Origin of the sequence: Pedobacter sp. JY14-1 (assembly GCF_029269825.1) — a bacterium.
In the GTDB taxonomy this organism is placed as follows: domain Bacteria; phylum Bacteroidota; class Bacteroidia; order Sphingobacteriales; family Sphingobacteriaceae; genus Pedobacter.
This window is the reverse complement of sequence record NZ_JARJHU010000001.1, coordinates 147,215-165,125: the sequence shown is the minus strand read 5'-3', so window position 1 is coordinate 165,125 and position 17,911 is coordinate 147,215. Positions and strand designations below refer to the sequence as shown.

At 49.4% G+C, this 17,911-nt stretch carries 19 protein-coding genes; 11 read left to right on the top strand and 8 right to left on the bottom strand.

The features are described from left to right. Positions 1-46: 46 nt before the first annotated feature. Positions 47-1,045, bottom strand: a complete 999-nt coding sequence (gene trpS, locus P2W84_RS00715) for a tryptophan--tRNA ligase (protein ID WP_276088175.1) — start codon at positions 1,043-1,045, stop codon at positions 47-49. A gap of 39 nt (positions 1,046-1,084) precedes the next feature. Between trpS and P2W84_RS00710 the strand changes: the two genes are divergently transcribed. The 6 genes from P2W84_RS00710 to P2W84_RS00685 all read left to right on the top strand — a co-directional run bounded on the left by P2W84_RS00710 (position 1,085) and on the right by P2W84_RS00685 (position 4,117). Continuing rightward, positions 1,085-1,816, top strand: coding sequence for a 1-acyl-sn-glycerol-3-phosphate acyltransferase (locus P2W84_RS00710; RefSeq protein ID WP_276088174.1), 732 nt, complete (start codon positions 1,085-1,087; stop codon positions 1,814-1,816). Then, the gene (gene gatC, locus P2W84_RS00705) at positions 1,813-2,103 is read left to right on the top strand and encodes an Asp-tRNA(Asn)/Glu-tRNA(Gln) amidotransferase subunit GatC (RefSeq protein ID WP_276088173.1); all 291 of its coding nucleotides are present in this window, start codon (positions 1,813-1,815) and stop codon (positions 2,101-2,103) included. The genes P2W84_RS00710 and gatC overlap by 4 nt, the downstream gene beginning before the upstream one ends. Positions 2,104-2,175: 72 nt before the next feature. After that, on the top strand, positions 2,176-2,934 hold the full coding sequence (locus P2W84_RS00700) for an ABC transporter ATP-binding protein (protein ID WP_276088172.1): 759 nt from the start codon (positions 2,176-2,178) through the stop codon (positions 2,932-2,934). Positions 2,935-2,943: 9 nt separating this feature from the next. Continuing rightward, on the top strand, positions 2,944-3,492 hold the full coding sequence (locus P2W84_RS00695; protein ID WP_276088171.1) for a cob(I)yrinic acid a,c-diamide adenosyltransferase: 549 nt from the start codon (positions 2,944-2,946) through the stop codon (positions 3,490-3,492). 103 nt (positions 3,493-3,595) lie between these two features. Further along, a complete protein-coding gene (locus tag P2W84_RS00690; protein WP_008240955.1) occupies positions 3,596-3,817 on the top strand; it encodes a DUF2795 domain-containing protein in 222 nt (73 codons plus the stop codon). 147 nt (positions 3,818-3,964) lie between these two features. Then, on the top strand, positions 3,965-4,117 hold the full coding sequence (locus tag P2W84_RS00685; protein WP_276088170.1) for a lmo0937 family membrane protein: 153 nt from the start codon (positions 3,965-3,967) through the stop codon (positions 4,115-4,117). Between the two features lie 34 nt (positions 4,118-4,151). Here P2W84_RS00685 and P2W84_RS00680 read toward each other — a convergent pair whose 3' ends face one another. Both P2W84_RS00680 and queA read right to left on the bottom strand, forming a co-directional pair. Then, positions 4,152-4,832: a 2-C-methyl-D-erythritol 4-phosphate cytidylyltransferase gene (locus P2W84_RS00680; protein WP_276088169.1), complete on the bottom strand. Its 681-nt coding sequence runs from the start codon at positions 4,830-4,832 to the stop codon at positions 4,152-4,154. Positions 4,833-4,918: 86 nt separating this feature from the next. Beyond that, the gene (gene queA, locus P2W84_RS00675) at positions 4,919-5,968 is read right to left on the bottom strand and encodes a tRNA preQ1(34) S-adenosylmethionine ribosyltransferase-isomerase QueA (RefSeq protein WP_276088168.1); all 1,050 of its coding nucleotides are present in this window, start codon (positions 5,966-5,968) and stop codon (positions 4,919-4,921) included. A 167-nt stretch (positions 5,969-6,135) separates the two neighbouring features. On the opposite strand from queA, the gene P2W84_RS00670 reads away from it, so the two are divergent. Beyond that, the gene (locus tag P2W84_RS00670) at positions 6,136-7,377 is read left to right on the top strand and encodes an ABC transporter permease (RefSeq protein WP_276088167.1); all 1,242 of its coding nucleotides are present in this window, start codon (positions 6,136-6,138) and stop codon (positions 7,375-7,377) included. Positions 7,378-7,506: 129 nt separating this feature from the next. Here the strand turns inward: P2W84_RS00670 and P2W84_RS00665 are convergent, their stop codons facing one another. Beyond that, positions 7,507-8,700, bottom strand: a complete 1,194-nt coding sequence (locus P2W84_RS00665; RefSeq protein ID WP_276088166.1) for a pyridoxal phosphate-dependent aminotransferase — start codon at positions 8,698-8,700, stop codon at positions 7,507-7,509. Positions 8,701-8,835: 135 nt separating this feature from the next. Here P2W84_RS00665 and P2W84_RS00660 point away from each other — a divergent pair, with 135 nt between their 5' ends. The 4 genes from P2W84_RS00660 to P2W84_RS00645 are packed head-to-tail and all read left to right on the top strand — an operon-like array spanning position 8,836 to position 12,120. Continuing rightward, positions 8,836-9,813, top strand: coding sequence for a cation diffusion facilitator family transporter (locus tag P2W84_RS00660; protein ID WP_276088165.1), 978 nt, complete (start codon positions 8,836-8,838; stop codon positions 9,811-9,813). Beyond that, positions 9,810-10,247 (top strand): NUDIX domain-containing protein, encoded by a 438-nt coding sequence (locus tag P2W84_RS00655; RefSeq protein ID WP_276088164.1) that lies wholly within the window; start codon positions 9,810-9,812, stop codon positions 10,245-10,247. The genes P2W84_RS00660 and P2W84_RS00655 overlap by 4 nt, the downstream gene beginning before the upstream one ends. Continuing rightward, positions 10,238-11,512 (top strand): adenosylmethionine--8-amino-7-oxononanoate transaminase, encoded by a 1,275-nt coding sequence (gene bioA / locus P2W84_RS00650; RefSeq protein WP_276088163.1) that lies wholly within the window; start codon positions 10,238-10,240, stop codon positions 11,510-11,512. The genes P2W84_RS00655 and bioA overlap by 10 nt, the downstream gene beginning before the upstream one ends. Positions 11,513-11,514: 2 nt before the next feature. After that, complete coding sequence (locus tag P2W84_RS00645) at positions 11,515-12,120, top strand: hypothetical protein (RefSeq protein WP_276088162.1); 606 nt, start codon at positions 11,515-11,517, stop codon at positions 12,118-12,120. A 20-nt stretch (positions 12,121-12,140) separates the two neighbouring features. On the opposite strand, the gene pdeM is transcribed toward P2W84_RS00645, so the two are convergent. From pdeM to P2W84_RS00625, 4 genes are read right to left on the bottom strand one after another with little or no spacing between them, the layout of a single operon-like run. Next, on the bottom strand, positions 12,141-12,794 hold the full coding sequence (gene pdeM, locus P2W84_RS00640) for a ligase-associated DNA damage response endonuclease PdeM (RefSeq protein WP_276088161.1): 654 nt from the start codon (positions 12,792-12,794) through the stop codon (positions 12,141-12,143). Then, positions 12,769-15,294, bottom strand: a complete 2,526-nt coding sequence (locus P2W84_RS00635) for a ligase-associated DNA damage response DEXH box helicase (protein ID WP_276088160.1) — start codon at positions 15,292-15,294, stop codon at positions 12,769-12,771. The genes pdeM and P2W84_RS00635 overlap by 26 nt, the downstream gene beginning before the upstream one ends. Before the next feature lie 6 nt (positions 15,295-15,300). Continuing rightward, positions 15,301-16,893 (bottom strand): ATP-dependent DNA ligase, encoded by a 1,593-nt coding sequence (locus tag P2W84_RS00630; RefSeq protein ID WP_276088159.1) that lies wholly within the window; start codon positions 16,891-16,893, stop codon positions 15,301-15,303. Beyond that, positions 16,890-17,894: a ligase-associated DNA damage response exonuclease gene (locus P2W84_RS00625; protein WP_276088158.1), complete on the bottom strand. Its 1,005-nt coding sequence runs from the start codon at positions 17,892-17,894 to the stop codon at positions 16,890-16,892. Before P2W84_RS00625 ends, P2W84_RS00630 begins: the two co-directional genes overlap by 4 nt. Between the last annotated feature and the right edge of the window lie 17 nt (positions 17,895-17,911).

Genomic DNA, 17,911 nt, shown 5'->3' with positions numbered 1-17,911 from the left:
TGGATTGCTGGCCCAAATCTAATACCTAAAAAGCAATAACTGAAATTTAAAATGCCTTAAAACCGATCAGGGACCGGACGTCGCTGATGGTTTTCCTGGCGCTTTCACGGGCCTTTTCTGCGCCATGCCGGGCCACTTTGCGCAGATAGTCCGTGTCTTTGGAGAGTTCTTCGATACGTTCGCGGATAGGCGAATTGAACAGGATCATGTCTTCTGCCAGCTGTTTCTTGAAATCGCCGTAACGGATGGCCATCTGGTTATACAATCCGTCGAAATGGGCCAGGGTATCTGCAGATGAAACGATCTTCATGAGGTCGAAAAGGTTCTGTATGGCTTCCGGCTTGGCCTGGTTTTCCACCGTCGGACCACCGTCGGTAACGGCCCTGGACATTTTTTTGCGGATGGCTTCGGGGCTGTCGGCAAGGTAGATGCAGTTGCTGTCACCGCCGGACTTGCTCATTTTTCCCTTTCCGTCAAGACCGGGTACCTTGACCAGTTGCTGTGCGTAGCTGAAGGCAAATGCTTCGGGGAAATAGTCGGCGTGATAAAGCCTGTTGAAGCGGTTTCCAAAGGTGCGTGTCATTTCCAGGTGCTGTTCCTGGTCTTTGCCCACGGGTACCTTTACCGCTTTGTGAATGAGGATGTCAGCGGCCATTAAAGTAGGATAGGTGAGCAGGCCGGCATTGACATTGTCGGGCTGCGAACGGACCTTGTCCTTGAAAGAAGTACTCCTTTCCAGCTCTCCCATGTAGGCGTTCATGTTGAGGTAAAGGTAAAGTTCTGCTACCTCGGGAACATCTGACTGTATATATATGGTAGATTGCTCGGGGTCAATTCCGCAGGCCAGGTATTCTACCAGGACGTGCCTGACGTAGCCATGCAGGTCCTGCGGGGTTGGATGAGTGGTCAGGGAGTGGAGGTCGGCTATAAAGAAATAGCAGTTATAGTCGTACTGCATCTTTACAAAATTGGTTACTGCGCCAAAATAATTGCCGAGGTGTAACTGCCCTGTAGGCCGTATCCCGCTAACTACCGTTTCTTTCATGGCCCCGAAATTATAAATTATATTTGTAGTTTAGCTATCATGATCTCATTTTTAAGGCAGGCCCACCGCATCTATTCACTTGTGATCATCCTGGTATTTTCCGCGCTCTTTTCTCCTTTTTTTTACCTGGCGTCAAGAAGGCCGGGGGGGTACAGGATACTGAACTGGCTGAGAAAGGCAGACAGCTTCATCATCAGTGCGCTGACGGGAGTGTTTTATGTATTTGATTTTGAGCAGGCGCTGGAAAAGGACAGGACTTATATTTATTGCGCCAACCATTCTTCGAATTATGACATTATGGCCATGTGTATCCTGGGCAGGGGGCGCTTTCACTTTATGGGAAAGGAGGAGCTTCTTGACAACCCGGTGCTGAAGATCTTTTTCAGGACAATTGATATTCCCGTGAACCGGGAGAGCAGGATGTCGTCCTTCAGGGCTTTTAAAAGGGCAGCCGATAACCTGGATAAGGGCATGAGCCTGATCATTTTTCCGGAGGGGAAGATCGACGATACCTATCCGCCGAAGCTCGGGGAGTTTAAAAATGGTCCGTTTCGCCTGGCCATTGAAAAGAATGTCGCTATCGTACCCGTGAGCCTGACCAATATATGGAAGGTGATCTGGGACGACGGGGTAAGGTACGGCACAAGACCGGGAATATGTAATATTTATGTGCATAAGCCGGTTTCTACCTCAGATTTAAATATTAATGATGCAGATAGCCTGAAAGACCGTATTTTTGATCTGATAAACAGTAAACTGGTCTATAAATGATCATAGATAAGCAAACAATTGAAAAGGTGGCCGATCTGGCCAGGATTGAGGTTGAAGATAAGGATATTGACACTCTGATCGGTGACATGAGCAAGATACTTACCTTTATGGAAAAGCTCAATGAACTGGATACGACCGGCGTGGAGCCGCTGGTATACATGAACCATGAGGAAAACATCTGGCGGGAAGACGTCGTCAGGCAGGAGATCAGTACGGAGGAAGGGCTGAAGAATGCTGCAGTTCATAACGAACGGTTTTTTATGGTGCCTAAGATCATTGAAAAATAGTCCTGTTGTAACATCGCGGAGGGCGAATGGTCTAAAAACGAAAAACTGAGGGTCAGTAAAAATAGAAAAGCAATGGAAAAAGCCTTAATCAACATCAGGGACATCGGGAGGAAATATGTAATCGGATCTGAAGTGATCCATGCACTCAAATCGGTTTCCCTGGACATCTACAAGGGTGAGTTTGTTGCGCTGATGGGGCCTTCAGGTTCAGGAAAGTCTACACTGATGAATATACTGGGCTGTCTGGACACGCCGAGTAAGGGACAATATATCCTGAACGGGACGGATGTAAGCCATATGACGGACAATGAATTGGCGGAGGTGAGAAACAAGGAGATCGGTTTTGTATTCCAGACCTTTAATTTGCTGCCCCGTTCCACTTCCCTTGACAATGTGGCGCTTCCCCTGATCTATGCGGGTGCCGGTAAACGGGAACGGGAGGAAAGGGCACAAAAGGCGCTGGAAAACGTAGGGCTGGGGCACCGGGTGACCCACAAGCCTAATGAACTTTCCGGTGGACAGCGTCAGCGTGTGGCAGTGGCCAGGGCACTGATCAATGACCCCTCGATCATTCTGGCCGACGAACCTACGGGAAACCTGGATACGAAGACTTCCATAGAAATTATGGGGCTTCTGGAGGATATACACAGTAAAGGTAACACCATTATACTGGTCACTCATGAGGAGGACATTGCCCAGCACGCCCACCGTATCGTGAGGATGCGTGACGGACTGATTGAAAAGGATTACAAGAATACGGATATCAAAACCGTTTCTCCCAGGCTGAACAACCTGGAAATAAAGGGAAGTGACTTTGAGAAAATCGTATAAACTCCAGGGATGAAAATCTATACCAGGACGGGGGATAAGGGACAGACTTCGCTGATCGGTGGTACCCGGGTACCGAAATACCATCACCGGATCGAGTGTTATGGTACTATAGATGAACTCAATTCCTATATCGGCCTGCTGCGCTGCCAGGAAATGGATACCCGGCTGAAAGCAGTGCTGGCGGAAATACAGGACAGGTTATTTACGATCGGGTCGTTACTGGCCGCCGATCCCGGCAAATCGACAATGGTATTGCCCGGTCTTATTCCCGGGGATGTGGAACTGCTGGAAAATGAAATTGACCGGATGGAGGCCGGATTGCCTTCGCTGAAGCATTTTATACTGCCAGGGGGTAATACCGCTTCGTCATTTTGTCATATCGCCAGGTGTATCTGCCGGCGGGCGGAACGATTGATTGTCCAACTGGCTGAAAACAGTGATGTTGACGAAAAAATGACGGTATATTTAAACCGGTTAAGTGATTATTTGTTTGTTTTGGCACGCAAACTGAGTTCAGATGGAGATACCGACGAGATCGTCTGGAAACCTCGTCGCTGACATTGTTGGTAACTTGGTATGGTGGAAAAAAAAGTTTGTTTGGCTCATGTTTTTTAATATACTTTTGCGGAACAACTATAGGATAACTTAATTGTAACTTAATATGTACTGGACATTAGAACTAGCATCGCACCTGGAAGACGCTCCATGGCCCGCAACAAAAGATGAATTGATTGATTACGGTATCAGATCGGGGGCTCCTGTGGAAGTTATCGAGAACCTGCAGGCGCTTGAGGACGATGGCGAACCTTATGAGACAATCGAAGAAATCTGGCCTGACTATCCAACAAAAGATGATTTCTTCTTTAATGAAGATGAATACTAAGGCAGTGTAGCCATATGAAAAGCCCCGGAAACGATCCGGGGCTTTTTTGTTCCGAACCTTTTTGTGATTTTATTGTTTATATCATGTCATGAATTTAAAATCATGGTGACATCTATCTTAAACAATAACTTTTAAAAACAAAAAACTATGGGAAATCTACTTTATTTGATCGCGGTAATTCTGGTTATTATCTGGGCAATCAGCTTCTTTGGTGGTTATTATACCGGCGGTATCATCCATGTCTTACTGGTGATCGCCATTATTGCTATCCTGCTCAGGGTTATCCGGGGAGCGGCTTAATCAGGTCTGACAAGATAAGTCCGGGGCTGCTGTTTCAGTAGCCCCTTTTTTTTAACAGGATGGCTGCTACCACGAGATCTTCCGGGTAGGTGATCTTCAGGTTTTCCCGTTCGCCTTCGATCAGCTGTATGCTGACGCCGTTGTATTCCGCAACGGATGCGTCGTCTGTAAATTCAGGAACATAAGGTGTCTGGTAACATTGTTTCAGCTGGCTGACACGGAAGGTCTGCGGGGTCTGGATCATGACAAAGTCGTTGCGGTTTACTGCTGTACTGCCACCTTCGGGGTTGATCTTCCGGATCGAATCTGTGGGTTTTACATAAGCGACGCAGTTTCCGCTTTTTTCCGCTTCGTGGTAACATCTGCTGATCAGTTCAGGAGAGACCAGCGGCCGCACTGCATCGTGTACCGCCACAATACCTTCATCCGTTATGGCATCAAGTCCGTTCTTTACGGAATGAAACCTTTGTGCGCCACCTTCGATTACCTGGTGGGGGATTTTAAAATGATGGATGCTGCAAAGTTCTGCCCAATAGAAATGCTGGTGTTTATTGAGCACCACAAAGATCTGGGGGCTCATTCCGCATCTGTAAAAAGCTTCTATGGTATGCATGATGACGGGTCTGTCGTTGAGGAGCAGGAATTGTTTGGCTACAGCACTTTGCATCCGGTTTCCTGAACCGCCGGCGACCAATATTGCATAATACTTCGTCATGTCAGATGGGTTGGGTACCCACAAAAATAGGAGATTTAAGGCGCTTTTGCCTCAAATCTCCTATGAGATTTTTATGTATTCTGTTTTTAGATGATCAACATGGCATCGCCATAGCTGTAGAAACGGTATTTTTCCTTAACTGCAATTTCGTATGCGTTCATAACATGGTCGAAGCCGCCGAATGCACAGATCATCATCAGCAAGGTAGATTCAGGCGTGTGGAAGTTGGTAACCATAGAGTTGGCAATGCTGAACTCATAGGGCGGGAATATAAACTTACTTGTCCAGTCATTTGCGGCCTTCAGCGTTTTGTGTGAAGACACGGCAGATTCAATGGCACGCATAGAGGTCGTACCGACAGCACAAACACGTCTTTTGTTTTCAATGGCGTTGTTCACGATGTCGGCATCCTTTTGGGTAATGATGAACTGTTCCGAGTCCATCTTATGTTTGGTCAGGTCTTCCACCTCAACGGTCCTGAAAGTGCCCAGTCCGACGTGAAGGGTGACTTCGGCGAAGTCTACACCTTTCAGTTCAAGACGTTTCATCAGTTCCCTGCTGAAGTGCAGACCGGCCGTAGGCGCAGCAACCGCACCTTCATGTTTGGCGAAGATGGTCTGGTAGCGCTCCTTGTCCATGGCGGTAGCCTTGCGTTTGATGTATTTCGGAAGCGGCGTTTCACCGAGGATCTCTATGTTCTTTCTGAATTCTTCGTCAGTGCCGTCGAAAAGAAAACGTATGGTCCTTCCGCGTGAGGTGGTGTTGTCGACAACTTCTGCCACGAGCAGGTCATCATCGCCGAAATAGAGCTTGTTGCCTACCCTGATCTTACGTGCAGGGTCTACCAGTACGTCCCACAGGCGCAGCTCCTTATTGAGCTCACGCAGGAGAAATACCTCTATGGTCGCACCGGTTTTTTCTTTATTTCCATAAAGACGCGCCGGGAATACCTTGGTGTTGTTCAGGATCATTACATCTTTGTCGTCAAAATATCCCAGGATATCCTTGAATATTTTGTGCTCTATCTTGCCGGTATCCTTATGCAAAACCATTAAGCGGGCCTCATCCCTCTGGTCCGCAGGTGTACTGGCAATTAATGAATCCGGAAGATTAAACTTAAACTGAGATAGTTTCATATTTGATTGATGTAATATATTTTAGGGCGCAAAAATACGAATATAATTTTCAAAAGCCAACGCCCGAAATTTTACAACGGAGCGCAAGGATTTTGTTACCTGATAAATGTGAAGCTTTGGCGTAAGATATGTAACCTTTTTGGCTACTTTTGGTCTAAACCACAATTATGATCTTATTCAAACTTATAGGTGAAAGTTTCAGGTTTGCTGCCGATGCGCTGCGACAGAACAAGCTCCGCACCATGCTTTCCCTTCTGGGTATCACGATAGGCATATTTGCGATCATTTTCGTTTTTTCTGCTGCGGACAGTTTCCGCGCCAAGCTGCAGGCCAGTATTGACAAGCTTGGATCGAAGACCATATTTGTGCAGAAATGGCCCTGGGGTGGCTTTGGTGATTATCCCTGGTGGAAATATGTGAACAGGCCCGAAACTTCGCTCAGGGACTACGAGATGCTCAGAGACCGGCTTGAATATGCAAGGGGTGTTTCCTATGAGATCTTTGCCAACGAGCGAACAGTAAAATACCGCGTCAATTCCATTGAAGGGGTAGGTGTGAGGGCGGCTTCGCAGGACTTTAATAAAACCTGGAACCTGGAATTTCAGGAGGGAAGGTACTTTACAGATAACGAGGGCAGGAGTGGTTCACCGGTAGTACTGATCGGTGCTTCGGTGGCTGAGGGGCTTTTCAACGGCACGCCTGCTGTCGGCAAAAGTATTTCCGTGATGGGCAGGAAACTGAATGTGGTCGGCGTGTTTAAGAAAGAAGGTGAGGATATGCTGGGCATGTCGCAGGACAAGAATATCGTGATGCCGATCAATTTTGCAAAGGGTGTCATTGATGTGGAAAGCGGAAGGTACGATCCTCAGATTACGGTGAGGGGTTATGACAATATTCCGCTGGAGGAAGTGGAAAGTGAGCTCAGGGGGGCAATGAGATCGATCAGGAAGATCAGGCCAGGGGTGGAAGATGACTTTGCGCTCAATAAGAGTACAATTGCTTCAGATGACCTTGATAAGATGTTCGGCGTAGTGGATATTGCCGGATGGATTATTGGCGGCTTCTCTATCCTGGTGGGCGGATTTGGGATCGCGAACATTATGTTCGTGTCTGTTAAGGAGCGTACCAATATTATTGGCATACAAAAATCCCTGGGGGCCAAAAATTATTTTATCCTGCTGCAATTTCTTTTTGAAGCTGTGGCGTTGTGTCTGCTTGGCGGTGGCTTCGGGTTGTTGCTGGTATATCTGGGAACGCTGGTCTCCGGAGCTTTGGGTTTTGAGATGATCTTGTATTTAAAGAATATAGCGCTTGGGATCGGCGTATCTGTTATTATTGGTGTCATCTCCGGTTTCTGGCCTGCATACGCTGCTTCAAGACTAGACCCGGTGGAGGCGATCCGTTCTTAATCAGCGCCGGTTTCCGGCAATGCTTATGGGTCGTACTCAGCTGAGATAAAAAAAGCCCTGTTTTCAAACAGGGCTTTTTTTATTCATATCTGTTACTGCCGGTCTTTTACCCGGCAGACGTCCGGAACACTAACTCAACCTGGTCAGCGCCTCTTTGATCTGCTTCACTGCTTTTCTCAGTTGCTCCTCTGAAGCCGCATAGGAAATCCTGATGCAGTCTTCGTTACCGAAGGCTTCCCCGGTTACGGTAGAGACATGTGCTTCATTGAGGATATAAAGGCAAAGGTCTTCTGCATTGCTGATCACCTGTTCGCCGTTTTTCTTGCCGAAGTAAGATTTGACCTCAGGGAAGAAGTAGAAGGCGCCATCGGGCAGGTTTACATTAACACCCGGAATCTCGTTAAGCAATTCATAAACGATATCCCTGCGTTTTTTGAATTCTCCGACCATTTCCCTTACCGAGTCGAGCCCGCCCTGGTATGCAGCCAGTGCGGCACGCTGTGCGATCGATGATGTGCCGGAAGTAATCTGGCCCTGTAATTTGTCGCAGGCAGCTGCCAGTTCTTTGTTGGCGGCCATATAGCCTACCCGCCATCCCGTCATCGCGTAAGACTTGGAGAAGCCGTTGATCAGTACCACACGGTCTTTTACGGATTCGAATTCGGCAATGGAAGCGTGCTGTCCTACGAAATTGATATGTTCATAGATCTCATCTGAAATGATATAGATCTGCGGGTGTTTTTCGAATACAGCAACCAGTGCGGCCAGTTCCTCCTTGCTGTAAACCGACCCGGTCGGGTTACATGGAGAAGAGAACATGAAGAGTTTGGTTTTTGGGGTAATGGCGGCTTCCAGTTCTGCGGCAGTGATCTTGAAATTGTTTTCTACCGTTGCGTTGATGAACACGGTTTCACCTTCCGCCAGTTTGATCATCTCTGAATAAGACACCCAGTACGGCGTAGGGACGATCACTTCATCACCCGGATCCACAAGGCAAAGTACTGCATTTGCCAGTGATTGCTTGGCACCTGTAGAAACAACGATCTGGTCAAAGCTGTAGTTCAGCCCGTTTTCCCTTAACAGCTTTTCAGCGGCAGCCTTGCGCAGTTCGGGGTAACCGGATACAGGAGTGTAGTAAGAGTAGTTATCATCAATGGCCTTCTTGGCAGCTTCCTTTACAAATTCAGGTGTGAAGAAGTCTGGTTCCCCGAAGCTCAGGTTGATTACGTCTATCCCTTTCGCGGACAGCTCTCTGCCTAGTTTTGCCATTTTAATGGTCTGTGACTCAGACAGGTTGTTGATTCTTTTAGATAAAAATGTCATAATGATGGGTACAAAGACAAATTAAATTTTGTGCGGATGCAAATATATGAACCTGATGCCATTAAAGGCCAAAAAAAATACTTTTAATGGTTTTCTGAACGCTAAACATTACTTTTGGACGCTAAACCCAGCAAGGTGGAACCAAGGAAAAAAGCGATACTGATAGCCCTTTCCGTCAGCATGGTCCTGATGCTGGCCAAGTTTTTGGCCTACCTCATCACGCATTCCAATGCCATCCTTACGGATGCGGCGGAAAGCATAGTGAATGTACTGGCAAGCAGCTTTGCATTTTACAGCATTTATCTGGCAACAGTTCCCAAGGATACCAACCACCCGTATGGCCATGGTAAGGTGGAGTTCTTCTCGGCTTTCCTGGAAGGGGCGCTGATCACGGTCGCCGGTGTGATCATCATCTTTAAGTCAGGTTATGACCTCATCTATCCCCAACCTATCCTGAGGCTTTTTGAAGGTGCCGCGATCATCGGGGCGACCGGTCTGGTCAATATGTTTACCGGCTATTACCTGATCAGGGAAGGAAAAAGCCAGCGGTCGATCACACTGGAAGCCGACGGCCGGCATCTGCTGACAGATGCGGTAACCAGTGCCGGGCTTGTAGGAGGCGTAGTGCTGATCAAGCTGACCGGGCTTTACTGGCTGGACGGCGTGATCTCGATCCTGCTGGGTATCTATATCGTACACAACGGTTATAAGCTGACCCGCAGATCGGTAGGCGGACTGATGGATGAAAGCGACCTGGACCTGGTTAAGGAAATTGTTGCGCTGATGCAGAAGAACAGGCAGGATCCCTGGATTGACGTGCATAACCTGCGTGCACAGCAATACGGGGCGGATCTTCACATCGATTGTCATGTTACCCTGCCTTATTACTTTGACCTGAACCAGGTTCACCATGAAATTTCAGCAATTGATGAAATGATCAACGGAAATGCCTCCGGGAAAACAGAATTGTTCATCCATGCGGACCCGTGTCTGCCAGATTGCTGTAACTATTGTCATATGAAGGAATGCCCGGTACGGGCTGAGGTATTCCGGAACGAGATCACCTGGACGATAGATAATGTGACCAAGAATAAAAAGCACTTTGACCAATGAGTTATTTTAATGTAAGGGTATACGGAATACTGGTCAATGAACGGAACGAGGTGCTGATCAGTGATGAGCAGCAGGGTGGACGTCAGTTCAGCAAGTTTCCGGGTGGCGGGGTAGAGTTTGGGGAGGGGTTGACAGCGGCGCTGAAGCGTGAGTTTATGGAGGAATGCAATGTGGAGATCGAGGTGGTCCGGCACATTTACACCACTGATTTTTACGAGCGTTCCTCTTTCAACGAAAGTCAGATACTGAGCGTTTATTACCAGGTGAGGACATTGACGCCATTGTCTGTAAGCATAAAGACACTTGCATTTGATTTTGATACAGATACCCTGCAGTCTTTCCGTTGGATATCCCTGGACCTGCTGAGCACGGATGATGTGACCTTCAGGACGGACAAGGTTGCAGTGGAACGGTTTAAGGAATTATGGACATGAGTTTACAGGAACGGGACAGCCGGGTCATCTGGCACCCTTTTACCCAGATGAAGGATCCCTTGCCGCATATCCCTGTGGTGAGGGGCGAAGGTGCCTATTTATACAGTGAAGCGGGTACGAGATATATTGATGCGGTATCCAGCTGGTGGGTAAATATCCACGGGCACGCCCATCCGCATATCGCGGAAAAGGTGGCAGAACAGCTGCGTACGCTGGAGCATGTGATCTTTGCGGGTTTTACCCACGAACCCGCGGTCAGGCTTGCGGAACGGCTGCTGCCTTTGCTGCCGGGCAAGCAGGAACGGGTGTTTTACAGCGATAATGGTTCTACGGCAGTGGAGGTGGCCATCAAGATGTGCCTGCAGTACTGGGCGAACAAGGGTAAGGGACAACGCAAAAAGATACTGGCCTTTAACCATGCCTATCATGGAGATACCTTCGGGGCAATGTCGGTAAGCGGCCGGAGTATTTTTACCCAGCCTTTTGCTGAAATGCTGTTTGACGTCGAGTTTATTGATCTGCCTGATGCAGGAAATATTGAGCAGCTGAAGTCGACCATCAAATACCTGTCTACTGACCTGGCCTGCTTTATCTTTGAGCCGCTGGTACTTGGATCGGGGGGTATGCTGATGTATGAGGCAGCTTACCTGGATGAGCTGATCCGGACTTGCCGGCAACAGGATGTGCTGACCATTGCGGATGAGGTAATGACGGGTTTCGGCCGTACCGGGAGGTTTTTCGCCTGTGAGGCGCTCAGCGTCGAGCCGGATATTTTCTGCCTGTCGAAAGGGCTTACCGGGGGTACGATGCCGATGGGCATCACCACTTGCAATACCAGGGTGTTTGAGGCTTTCCTGAGCGACGATAAACTGAAGACGCTGTACCACGGCCATTCTTTCACGGCAAATCCGGTAGCCTGTGCGGCTTCCCTGGCCAGCCTGGATATTTTACTGAATGGCAGGACACTGGAGAACATCAGAAGGATCACTGATCGGCACCGTGTCTTTATGCAGGAGATCAAAGGGCATCCGAAACTGAAAGATGTGCGCCAGACCGGTACGATCCTGGCCATGGAATGGCAGACCTCAGGCGCTACTTCGTATCTGAGCGATATCCGTGACCGGTTGTATAATTATTTTCTCGCCAACGGTATACTGATGCGCCCGCTGGGCAACGTATTGTATATTTTACCGCCCTATGTCCTGAGTGATGAAGATCTGGATTATATTTACCAAACAATTTTGTCTGCACTTAAAGAAATATAGCGATGCTTAAGCCGATACTTGAAAACATTGTAAATAATAACTTACTGCATGCCAAATGGTTGAATACGCTTTCTTATATGGAAAATGCAGGAGCCCGGAAGATTTCTGCTTCTGAGCATAAGGAAGAGGTGGATCTGATCGTGCTGAAACATGCGGCCGAAGAACACAGACATGCCTATTATCTGAAAAAACAACTGGACAAACTGGAAGGGAACCTTTGCAGGACCTACACCGCTGAAGAGCTGCTGACTCCCGGACACACCCGGTTTTACCTGAATGCGCTGGATATTGCGGTCTGCCGTTACCTTAAACAGGAGTTTGGCCTGACGGGGAGTGCACTGAAATTTGGTGCCTACCTTTTTGTCACTTATGCGATCGAAGTGCGTGCGGATGAACTCTATCCGGTTTACCAGGATGTGCTGACGGGCGCCGGCAGCAAGGTGAACGTAAAGTCGATCATTCTGGAGGAGGAGGGGCATCTGGAAGAAATGATCAACCAGTTGAAACGTTTCTCTCCGGAATGGGAGCGGCACGCTGCGGTCGTGGTGGCCATAGAACAGAAGATGTTTGATGACTGGATACTTAACCTGGGTGCTGCCGTGGCCTGAAAACCGCATTTTTACCGGAGTTAGACCTGGATGATCCGGTCTGGGGTAATGGCATAAAAACGGTCGTCTTCTGCTTCAGGTCTGAGCAGGTAAAGTCCTGTAAACACGCTGAATGCAGGCAGTATGGCACAATGACTGCCAAAATAAAAGCATGGAAACCTGAGTCTCTGCCTGGCCTTGCCATAAAGCATGACCCCGGGATGTATATGCCCTGAAATGTTGAAGTATCCGTCCTGTATGGTGGGCTTTTCGTGGACAAAGCGAAAAGGTGCGCTGATCACTTCCCTGGTATGCACTTCTATATCCAATGCCCGGTAGTCTTCATTTTTCAGGTCATCATGGTTGCCTTTTACCAGGATGACCTGCAGATCCGGATATTGTTTCCTCCATTCGGCAAAAGCTGCGGCGTCACTGTTCATGTTATTGTGGAACATATCTCCCGTAACCAATAGTTTTTCAGTGGGATATGTTTTTAGCAGCAGGCTCAGCCGCTGGAGATCGCTCAGCCCAACGGTATGCGGGACCTGTAAGCCGGATTTGCGGAAGTAGGCAGATTTTCCGATGTGCAGGTCGCTGACGATCAGCATTTTTTCTCGTTCCCAATAGATGGCCTTCTCTTTACTCAATATGAGCTGTTCTCCCCTGCATTCAATGTTCATTCTTCCTTCTGGCATTTTTCTTTTCGGTTTCAGACGTCATTCTGGCAATGCGCTGGCTCAGTTCTTCTGAACTCATATTGTCCCTGAGGCTGTCTACCTTGATCGGGAAGCAGAGTGGTGTATAGCGGTCTGTTTCCACGATAACCACGCTGCTGGCCTGTATCCTATGCAATGCGGCGGCCAGCCTGGGTTCTTCTATCTGCTGGTAAAAGGCCTCGTCATAAGCCTGCCGCAATAATAGGTTATGTTTGTCGTAATCGCTGAATACGTTGAAAAATAATGCTGCTGAGGACTGCAGATGCTTATTGGCGATGTATTTGCCGGGGTAGCCCTGGAAGACCAGTCCGGCGATGCAGGCAATGTCCCTGAATTTCCGTCGTGCCATTTCTGTCGCGTTGATGCTGGCCACGATATCTTCGGCAAGGTTTTCGGGACTCAGCAGCTGTTTGATGTGCGTTTTCATTTCTTTTTCGTCCAGAGGAATGGGCTGTTCGCTGAGCAGTTCGAAACCGTAATCGTTCATGGCGATCGAAAAAGTAATGGGTTTGATCCTGCCGATCCGGTAGGCCAGGAGTGAGGCCATGATCTCATGGACCTGCCGGCCTTCAAAGGGGTAGGCAAAGAGGTGATAACCATCGCGCGTGCGGATCAGCTCGACCAAAAACTCATCATCTTTGGGTACATGAGATACCTGCGCCTGTCGCTGAAAGAGCGGCAGGATCATATCGAGTTCTTCGTCTTCATGTTGCTTGTACAGTGTCTCATTGTATTTCTGGCGCAGCACTGCACCAAGGTTGGAGGTCAGGGAAATGCGGCCGCCCATCCAGCTGGGGCTTAGTGCCTGCTTCTGTTTGCTTTTCCGGACCAGTACCACCATGTCCTTGATCATGACAAATTCCAGTACGCGACCGGCGAGTGTAAAACTGGTGCCTTGCTTCATCCGTGAAATGAAGGATTCCTCGACCATGCCTACGAAACCGCCGGAAATGTATTTGACCTTGACCATGGCGTCGGAGACAATGGTCCCGATATGTAAACGGTGCCGCAGTGCCGTCTGCCTGCTTTCCACCTTCCACAGATTGTCCGAAAGGACTACCTTATTGAATTCATTGTAAGCGGTAAGGCTGTCTCCACCTGTGGTGATGAACTGCATGATCCAGGACCATTCCTCAGGGAGCAGTTCCCGGTAGGCAAAGGTCTGTTTCACTTCGCTGAAGATTTGGTCTGCGTTGAACCCGTCACCGACGGCCAGCGTGACCAGGTACTGGATCAATACATCAAAGGACATGACGACAGGTTCCCTGCTTTCGATATTCTGCGTCCTGGCGGCTTCCTTGATCGCGGCGGCTTCAACCAGTTCCAGCGCATGAGTAGGCAGGAAATAGATCTTTGAGGTTTCGTAAGGTGAGTGGCCGCTGCGGCCTGCCCGCTGCAGAAAACGGGCGACACCTTTGGGCGATCCGATCTGTACAACGGTATCGACGGGTTTGAAGTCAACGCCCAGATCGAGGGAGGAGGTACAGACGACGGCCTTCAGTATACCGGTATGAATGGCATCTTCTATCCAGTTCCTGAGTTCGTGATCTATGGAGCCATGGTGTATGGCCAGCTGGCCGGCAAGGTTTTCGTCCCTGGCCAGCAAGGTCTGATACCAGAGTTCAGCCTGTCCGCGGGTGTTGGTAAAAATGAGTGTGGTCTTGCTGCCGTAAATGATGGGCAGTAGTTTTTCCGCAAGTTTGAGGCCCAGGTGACCGGCCCAGGGCAGCATTTCGATGTGATCGGGGAGGATGGACTTGATCTGTATCTTTTTTTCGACGTCTGCCCGGACAATGGTTTTCAACACATCATCATACGGTACCAATACCTCGAGTGCCTGCTCCATATTGCCGATGGTCGCTGAGATGCCCCATATCCGGAGCAGCCGTTCCGGATGCGCTGCCAGAACCAGGCCCCTGATCCTGGAAATGGCGAGTTCGGCCATGACGCCCCTTTTGCTGCCGATCAGTTCATGCCATTCATCGGCGACAATGCACTGGAGCTGCCCGAAATAGCCGGATGTATTCTTCTGGGCCAGCAGCACATGCATGCTTTCCGGCGTGATGATGAGCACCTCGGGCATCTGTCTTTTCTGTTTCAGCTTTTCGTTTGCTGTGGTATCGCCGTTGCGGACACCCACTGTCCAGTTCATTCCCAGCCCGGTAAGGGCCTCCTGCATGGCTCTGGCCAGGTCTTTGGCCAGTGAGCGGAGCGGGGTGATCCAGATCAGCCGAATGCCAGGTTTTGTTTTTTTGGGTTCTGTTTTGCTGAGCTCATCAATCACAACTGCCAGGAATATGGAAAAAGTCTTACCAAAGCCCGTAGGGGCATTGACCAGCCCGGAATAGCCCTCTGCATAATACTGCCAGGCCTCAGACTGAAATCCGAAAGGTTTCTTTCCGGATGATTTCAGCCATTTCATTACCCTTTTATAACCGGGACTTTTTTCCAGTACCTGTCCGTTTTGCTTTGCCGTCATGATATGTTAAAGGGTAGAATGCAGCAATTGCCTCAGGTCGTCCAGTGTATTGATCTCGTCTGCCTTTTTGTCCTTCCGCCAGCGGGCGATACGGGGAAAGCGTAAGGCGAGGCCTGCCTTGTGTCTTTTACTTTCTGCGATGCCTTCAAAGGCGATCTCGAAGACCAGTTCTGGTTTTACTGTACGTACGGGTCCGAATTTTTCTACAGCGTTTTTCAGCACGAACGAATTTACTTCTTTTATTTCTTTGTCGGTCAACCCAGAATAAGCTTTTGCTACCGTGATCAGCTGATCGCCGTCCCTCACCGCAAATGTGTAGTCCGTATAATAACCGGCGCGCCGGCCACTGCCTTTCTGCGCATAGATCATGACGGTATCCACGGTATACGGATTGATCTTCCATTTCCACCAGTCACCCCGGTTGCGGCCTGCATGGTATAATGAGTCCAGTTTCTTGAGCATGATGCCTTCGCTGTTGAGCTGGCGGGCGCTTTCGCGCAGCATGGCAAGTTCTTCCCAGTTGCCGAAAGCGACGACGGGAGAAGGAATGACAATGCCCTTCGTCTTCAACTGCCCGGTTACCTGTTCCAGGACTGATCTGCGGTATGTCAATGTCTCGGATCTCAGGTCGGCACCAGCATATTCAAGCAGGTCGTAACTGTAGAACCCTACAGGGGCGCTCAGGAGTTGTGCCTTGCTGATGGTTTTCCGGTTGAGCCTTTGCTGCAGTATACTGAAAGCCTGCACATTTCCGTCCTTTATGGAAAGGATCTCTCCGTCCAGGACAGTGCCATCCGGTAGTTCTGCTGCCAGGAAGTGAAGCTCCGGGAACTGGGCGGTGACCAGTTCTTCTCCTCTGGACCAGATAAACAGTTCACCATTGCGTTTGATGATCTGTCCCCTGATGCCGTCCCATTTCCATTCGGCCTGCCATTCCCCGGGACTGCCCAGGGCCTCCGGTGCATTTTCCAATGCGTAGGCCAGGCAAAAGGGATAAGGCCAGGAATTGTCTGTATTGACGTGCGCACCTGAGGTCAGCTCAGCAAAATTGATGGCTGACGGCTCCCACTTGCCCATAATGCTGTGCATGATCTTGCTGCTTTCGGTACCGCTTTGCCTGGCAAGTGCATTGACCAGCATCTTAGCGGAGACCCCGATCCGGAAGTTACCCGAGATGAGTTTGTTGAATATGAAACGTTCCTGAGTATCCAGGCTGTCCCATGCCGAAAGGATAAACTGCTTTTTCTCTGCCTCCGTTTGCAGATGAAGTGCCTGCAGGTCCTGTATCCATTCGTGCAGCGGACGGTTGCTGAGCCTCGTGGGCGGCGGTAAAACGAGCGCGATCGTCTCACTGAGGTCACCTACGCTATGATAGGACTCTGCAAACAACCAGTCGGGGATCCGGGCCAGTTCAGTGGCCCAGAGTCTGATCAGTGCGGTATTTACGGGACGCCTTGGACGTTTACCGGTAAACATAGCGATCACATAGGGCTTGTCCGGGTCGGCCGCTTCTGTAAAATAGCTGATGAGTGCGGCGATCTTATCGTTTGTTTTATTGCTGGTTTCCAGCTCCCGGATCAGTTGGGTAAACCTTTTCAAGGCAATACCTCCTGTTCTTCTTCTTCCTGGCCATACCGGGTTTTTACTTCCTGTGCCTTTATGCCACTTTCATTCAGATACCTTGAAAATACGGAGGTGTATCCATGCGTTACGTAAACCTGCTCGGCTTCCGTAGCCCTGATCGCACCCAGCAGACCCGGCCAGTCGGCATGGTCGCTCAAGGCAAAGCCTGCATCGGCACTCCGCCACCGGCGGCCAGCGCGCACCTGCATCCAGCCGGAACAGATACCTGTAGCCGGTTGGATGAGGTTTTTGATCCAACGACTGTCGGCAAGCGCAGGGGGCACGATCACGATGCCCTGCTGAAGGGCTTCCTTTTTGATTTCAGGGTTGATCATGGTGGTTTCTGGCAACATGACTCCTGCATTGCGGAAGCGCCTGTTGAGGTTTTCAATGGAAGCATGTGTGTAGAACTCCCCGTAACCTGAGAGGCCGCTGATGAGCCTTTGCGCTTTGCCCAGGCTGTACGCGATCAGTACACTTGTCTTTTGCTGGTCACGGTTCCGGGAGATCCAGTCCCTGATGTTGTCCATGATGACGTGCTGAGGCTGCCATTTGTAGATCGGGAGGCCAAATGTGCTTTCTGATACGAAAGTATGGCATTTTACAGGTTCAAAGGCCGTGCTGACCCCATCGTCTTCAGTCTTATAATCTCCCGAAACCACGCAGACCTCACCCTTATATTCCAGCCTTACCTGGGCAGAACCTATAACATGGCCCGCCGGGAAAAAACTCACTTTCACGCCGTTGATACCTACAGCTTTGTTATAGGGAAGTGTCTCGATATGGAGGTCTTCTCCGAGCCGCTGCTCAATCACCGATCTGGTGAGTTCATGGCAGAGATAAGCTTTGTTGCCCCATCTGACGTGGTCGGAATGTCCGTGTGTGGTGACGGCAAGATCTACAGGTTGCCAGGGATCGATGTAGAAACCGCCTTGCCTGCAGTAAATGCCTTTGTTGGTAAACGAGATCAAAGCCATTTGTTAAAAACAATAGT

Excerpts from the sequence above, each read along its gene's own strand:
- trpS (WP_276088175.1), bottom strand. The coding sequence starts at position 1,045 with ATGAAAGAAACGGTAGTTAGCGGGATACGGCCTACAGGGCAGTTACAC.
- P2W84_RS00710 (WP_276088174.1), top strand. The coding sequence starts at position 1,085 with ATGATCTCATTTTTAAGGCAGGCCCACCGCATCTATTCACTTGTGATC.
- gatC (WP_276088173.1), top strand. The coding sequence starts at position 1,813 with ATGATCATAGATAAGCAAACAATTGAAAAGGTGGCCGATCTGGCCAGG.
- P2W84_RS00700 (WP_276088172.1), top strand. The coding sequence starts at position 2,176 with ATGGAAAAAGCCTTAATCAACATCAGGGACATCGGGAGGAAATATGTA.
- P2W84_RS00695 (WP_276088171.1), top strand. The coding sequence starts at position 2,944 with ATGAAAATCTATACCAGGACGGGGGATAAGGGACAGACTTCGCTGATC.
- P2W84_RS00690 (WP_008240955.1), top strand. The coding sequence starts at position 3,596 with ATGTACTGGACATTAGAACTAGCATCGCACCTGGAAGACGCTCCATGG.
- P2W84_RS00685 (WP_276088170.1), top strand. The coding sequence starts at position 3,965 with ATGGGAAATCTACTTTATTTGATCGCGGTAATTCTGGTTATTATCTGG.
- P2W84_RS00680 (WP_276088169.1), bottom strand. The coding sequence starts at position 4,832 with ATGACGAAGTATTATGCAATATTGGTCGCCGGCGGTTCAGGAAACCGG.
- queA (WP_276088168.1), bottom strand. The coding sequence starts at position 5,968 with ATGAAACTATCTCAGTTTAAGTTTAATCTTCCGGATTCATTAATTGCC.
- P2W84_RS00670 (WP_276088167.1), top strand. The coding sequence starts at position 6,136 with ATGATCTTATTCAAACTTATAGGTGAAAGTTTCAGGTTTGCTGCCGAT.
- P2W84_RS00665 (WP_276088166.1), bottom strand. The coding sequence starts at position 8,700 with ATGACATTTTTATCTAAAAGAATCAACAACCTGTCTGAGTCACAGACC.
- P2W84_RS00655 (WP_276088164.1), top strand. The coding sequence starts at position 9,810 with ATGAGTTATTTTAATGTAAGGGTATACGGAATACTGGTCAATGAACGG.
- bioA (WP_276088163.1), top strand. The coding sequence starts at position 10,238 with ATGGACATGAGTTTACAGGAACGGGACAGCCGGGTCATCTGGCACCCT.
- P2W84_RS00645 (WP_276088162.1), top strand. The coding sequence starts at position 11,515 with ATGCTTAAGCCGATACTTGAAAACATTGTAAATAATAACTTACTGCAT.
- pdeM (WP_276088161.1), bottom strand. The coding sequence starts at position 12,794 with ATGCCAGAAGGAAGAATGAACATTGAATGCAGGGGAGAACAGCTCATA.
- P2W84_RS00635 (WP_276088160.1), bottom strand. The coding sequence starts at position 15,294 with ATGACGGCAAAGCAAAACGGACAGGTACTGGAAAAAAGTCCCGGTTAT.
- P2W84_RS00625 (WP_276088158.1), bottom strand. The coding sequence starts at position 17,894 with ATGGCTTTGATCTCGTTTACCAACAAAGGCATTTACTGCAGGCAAGGC.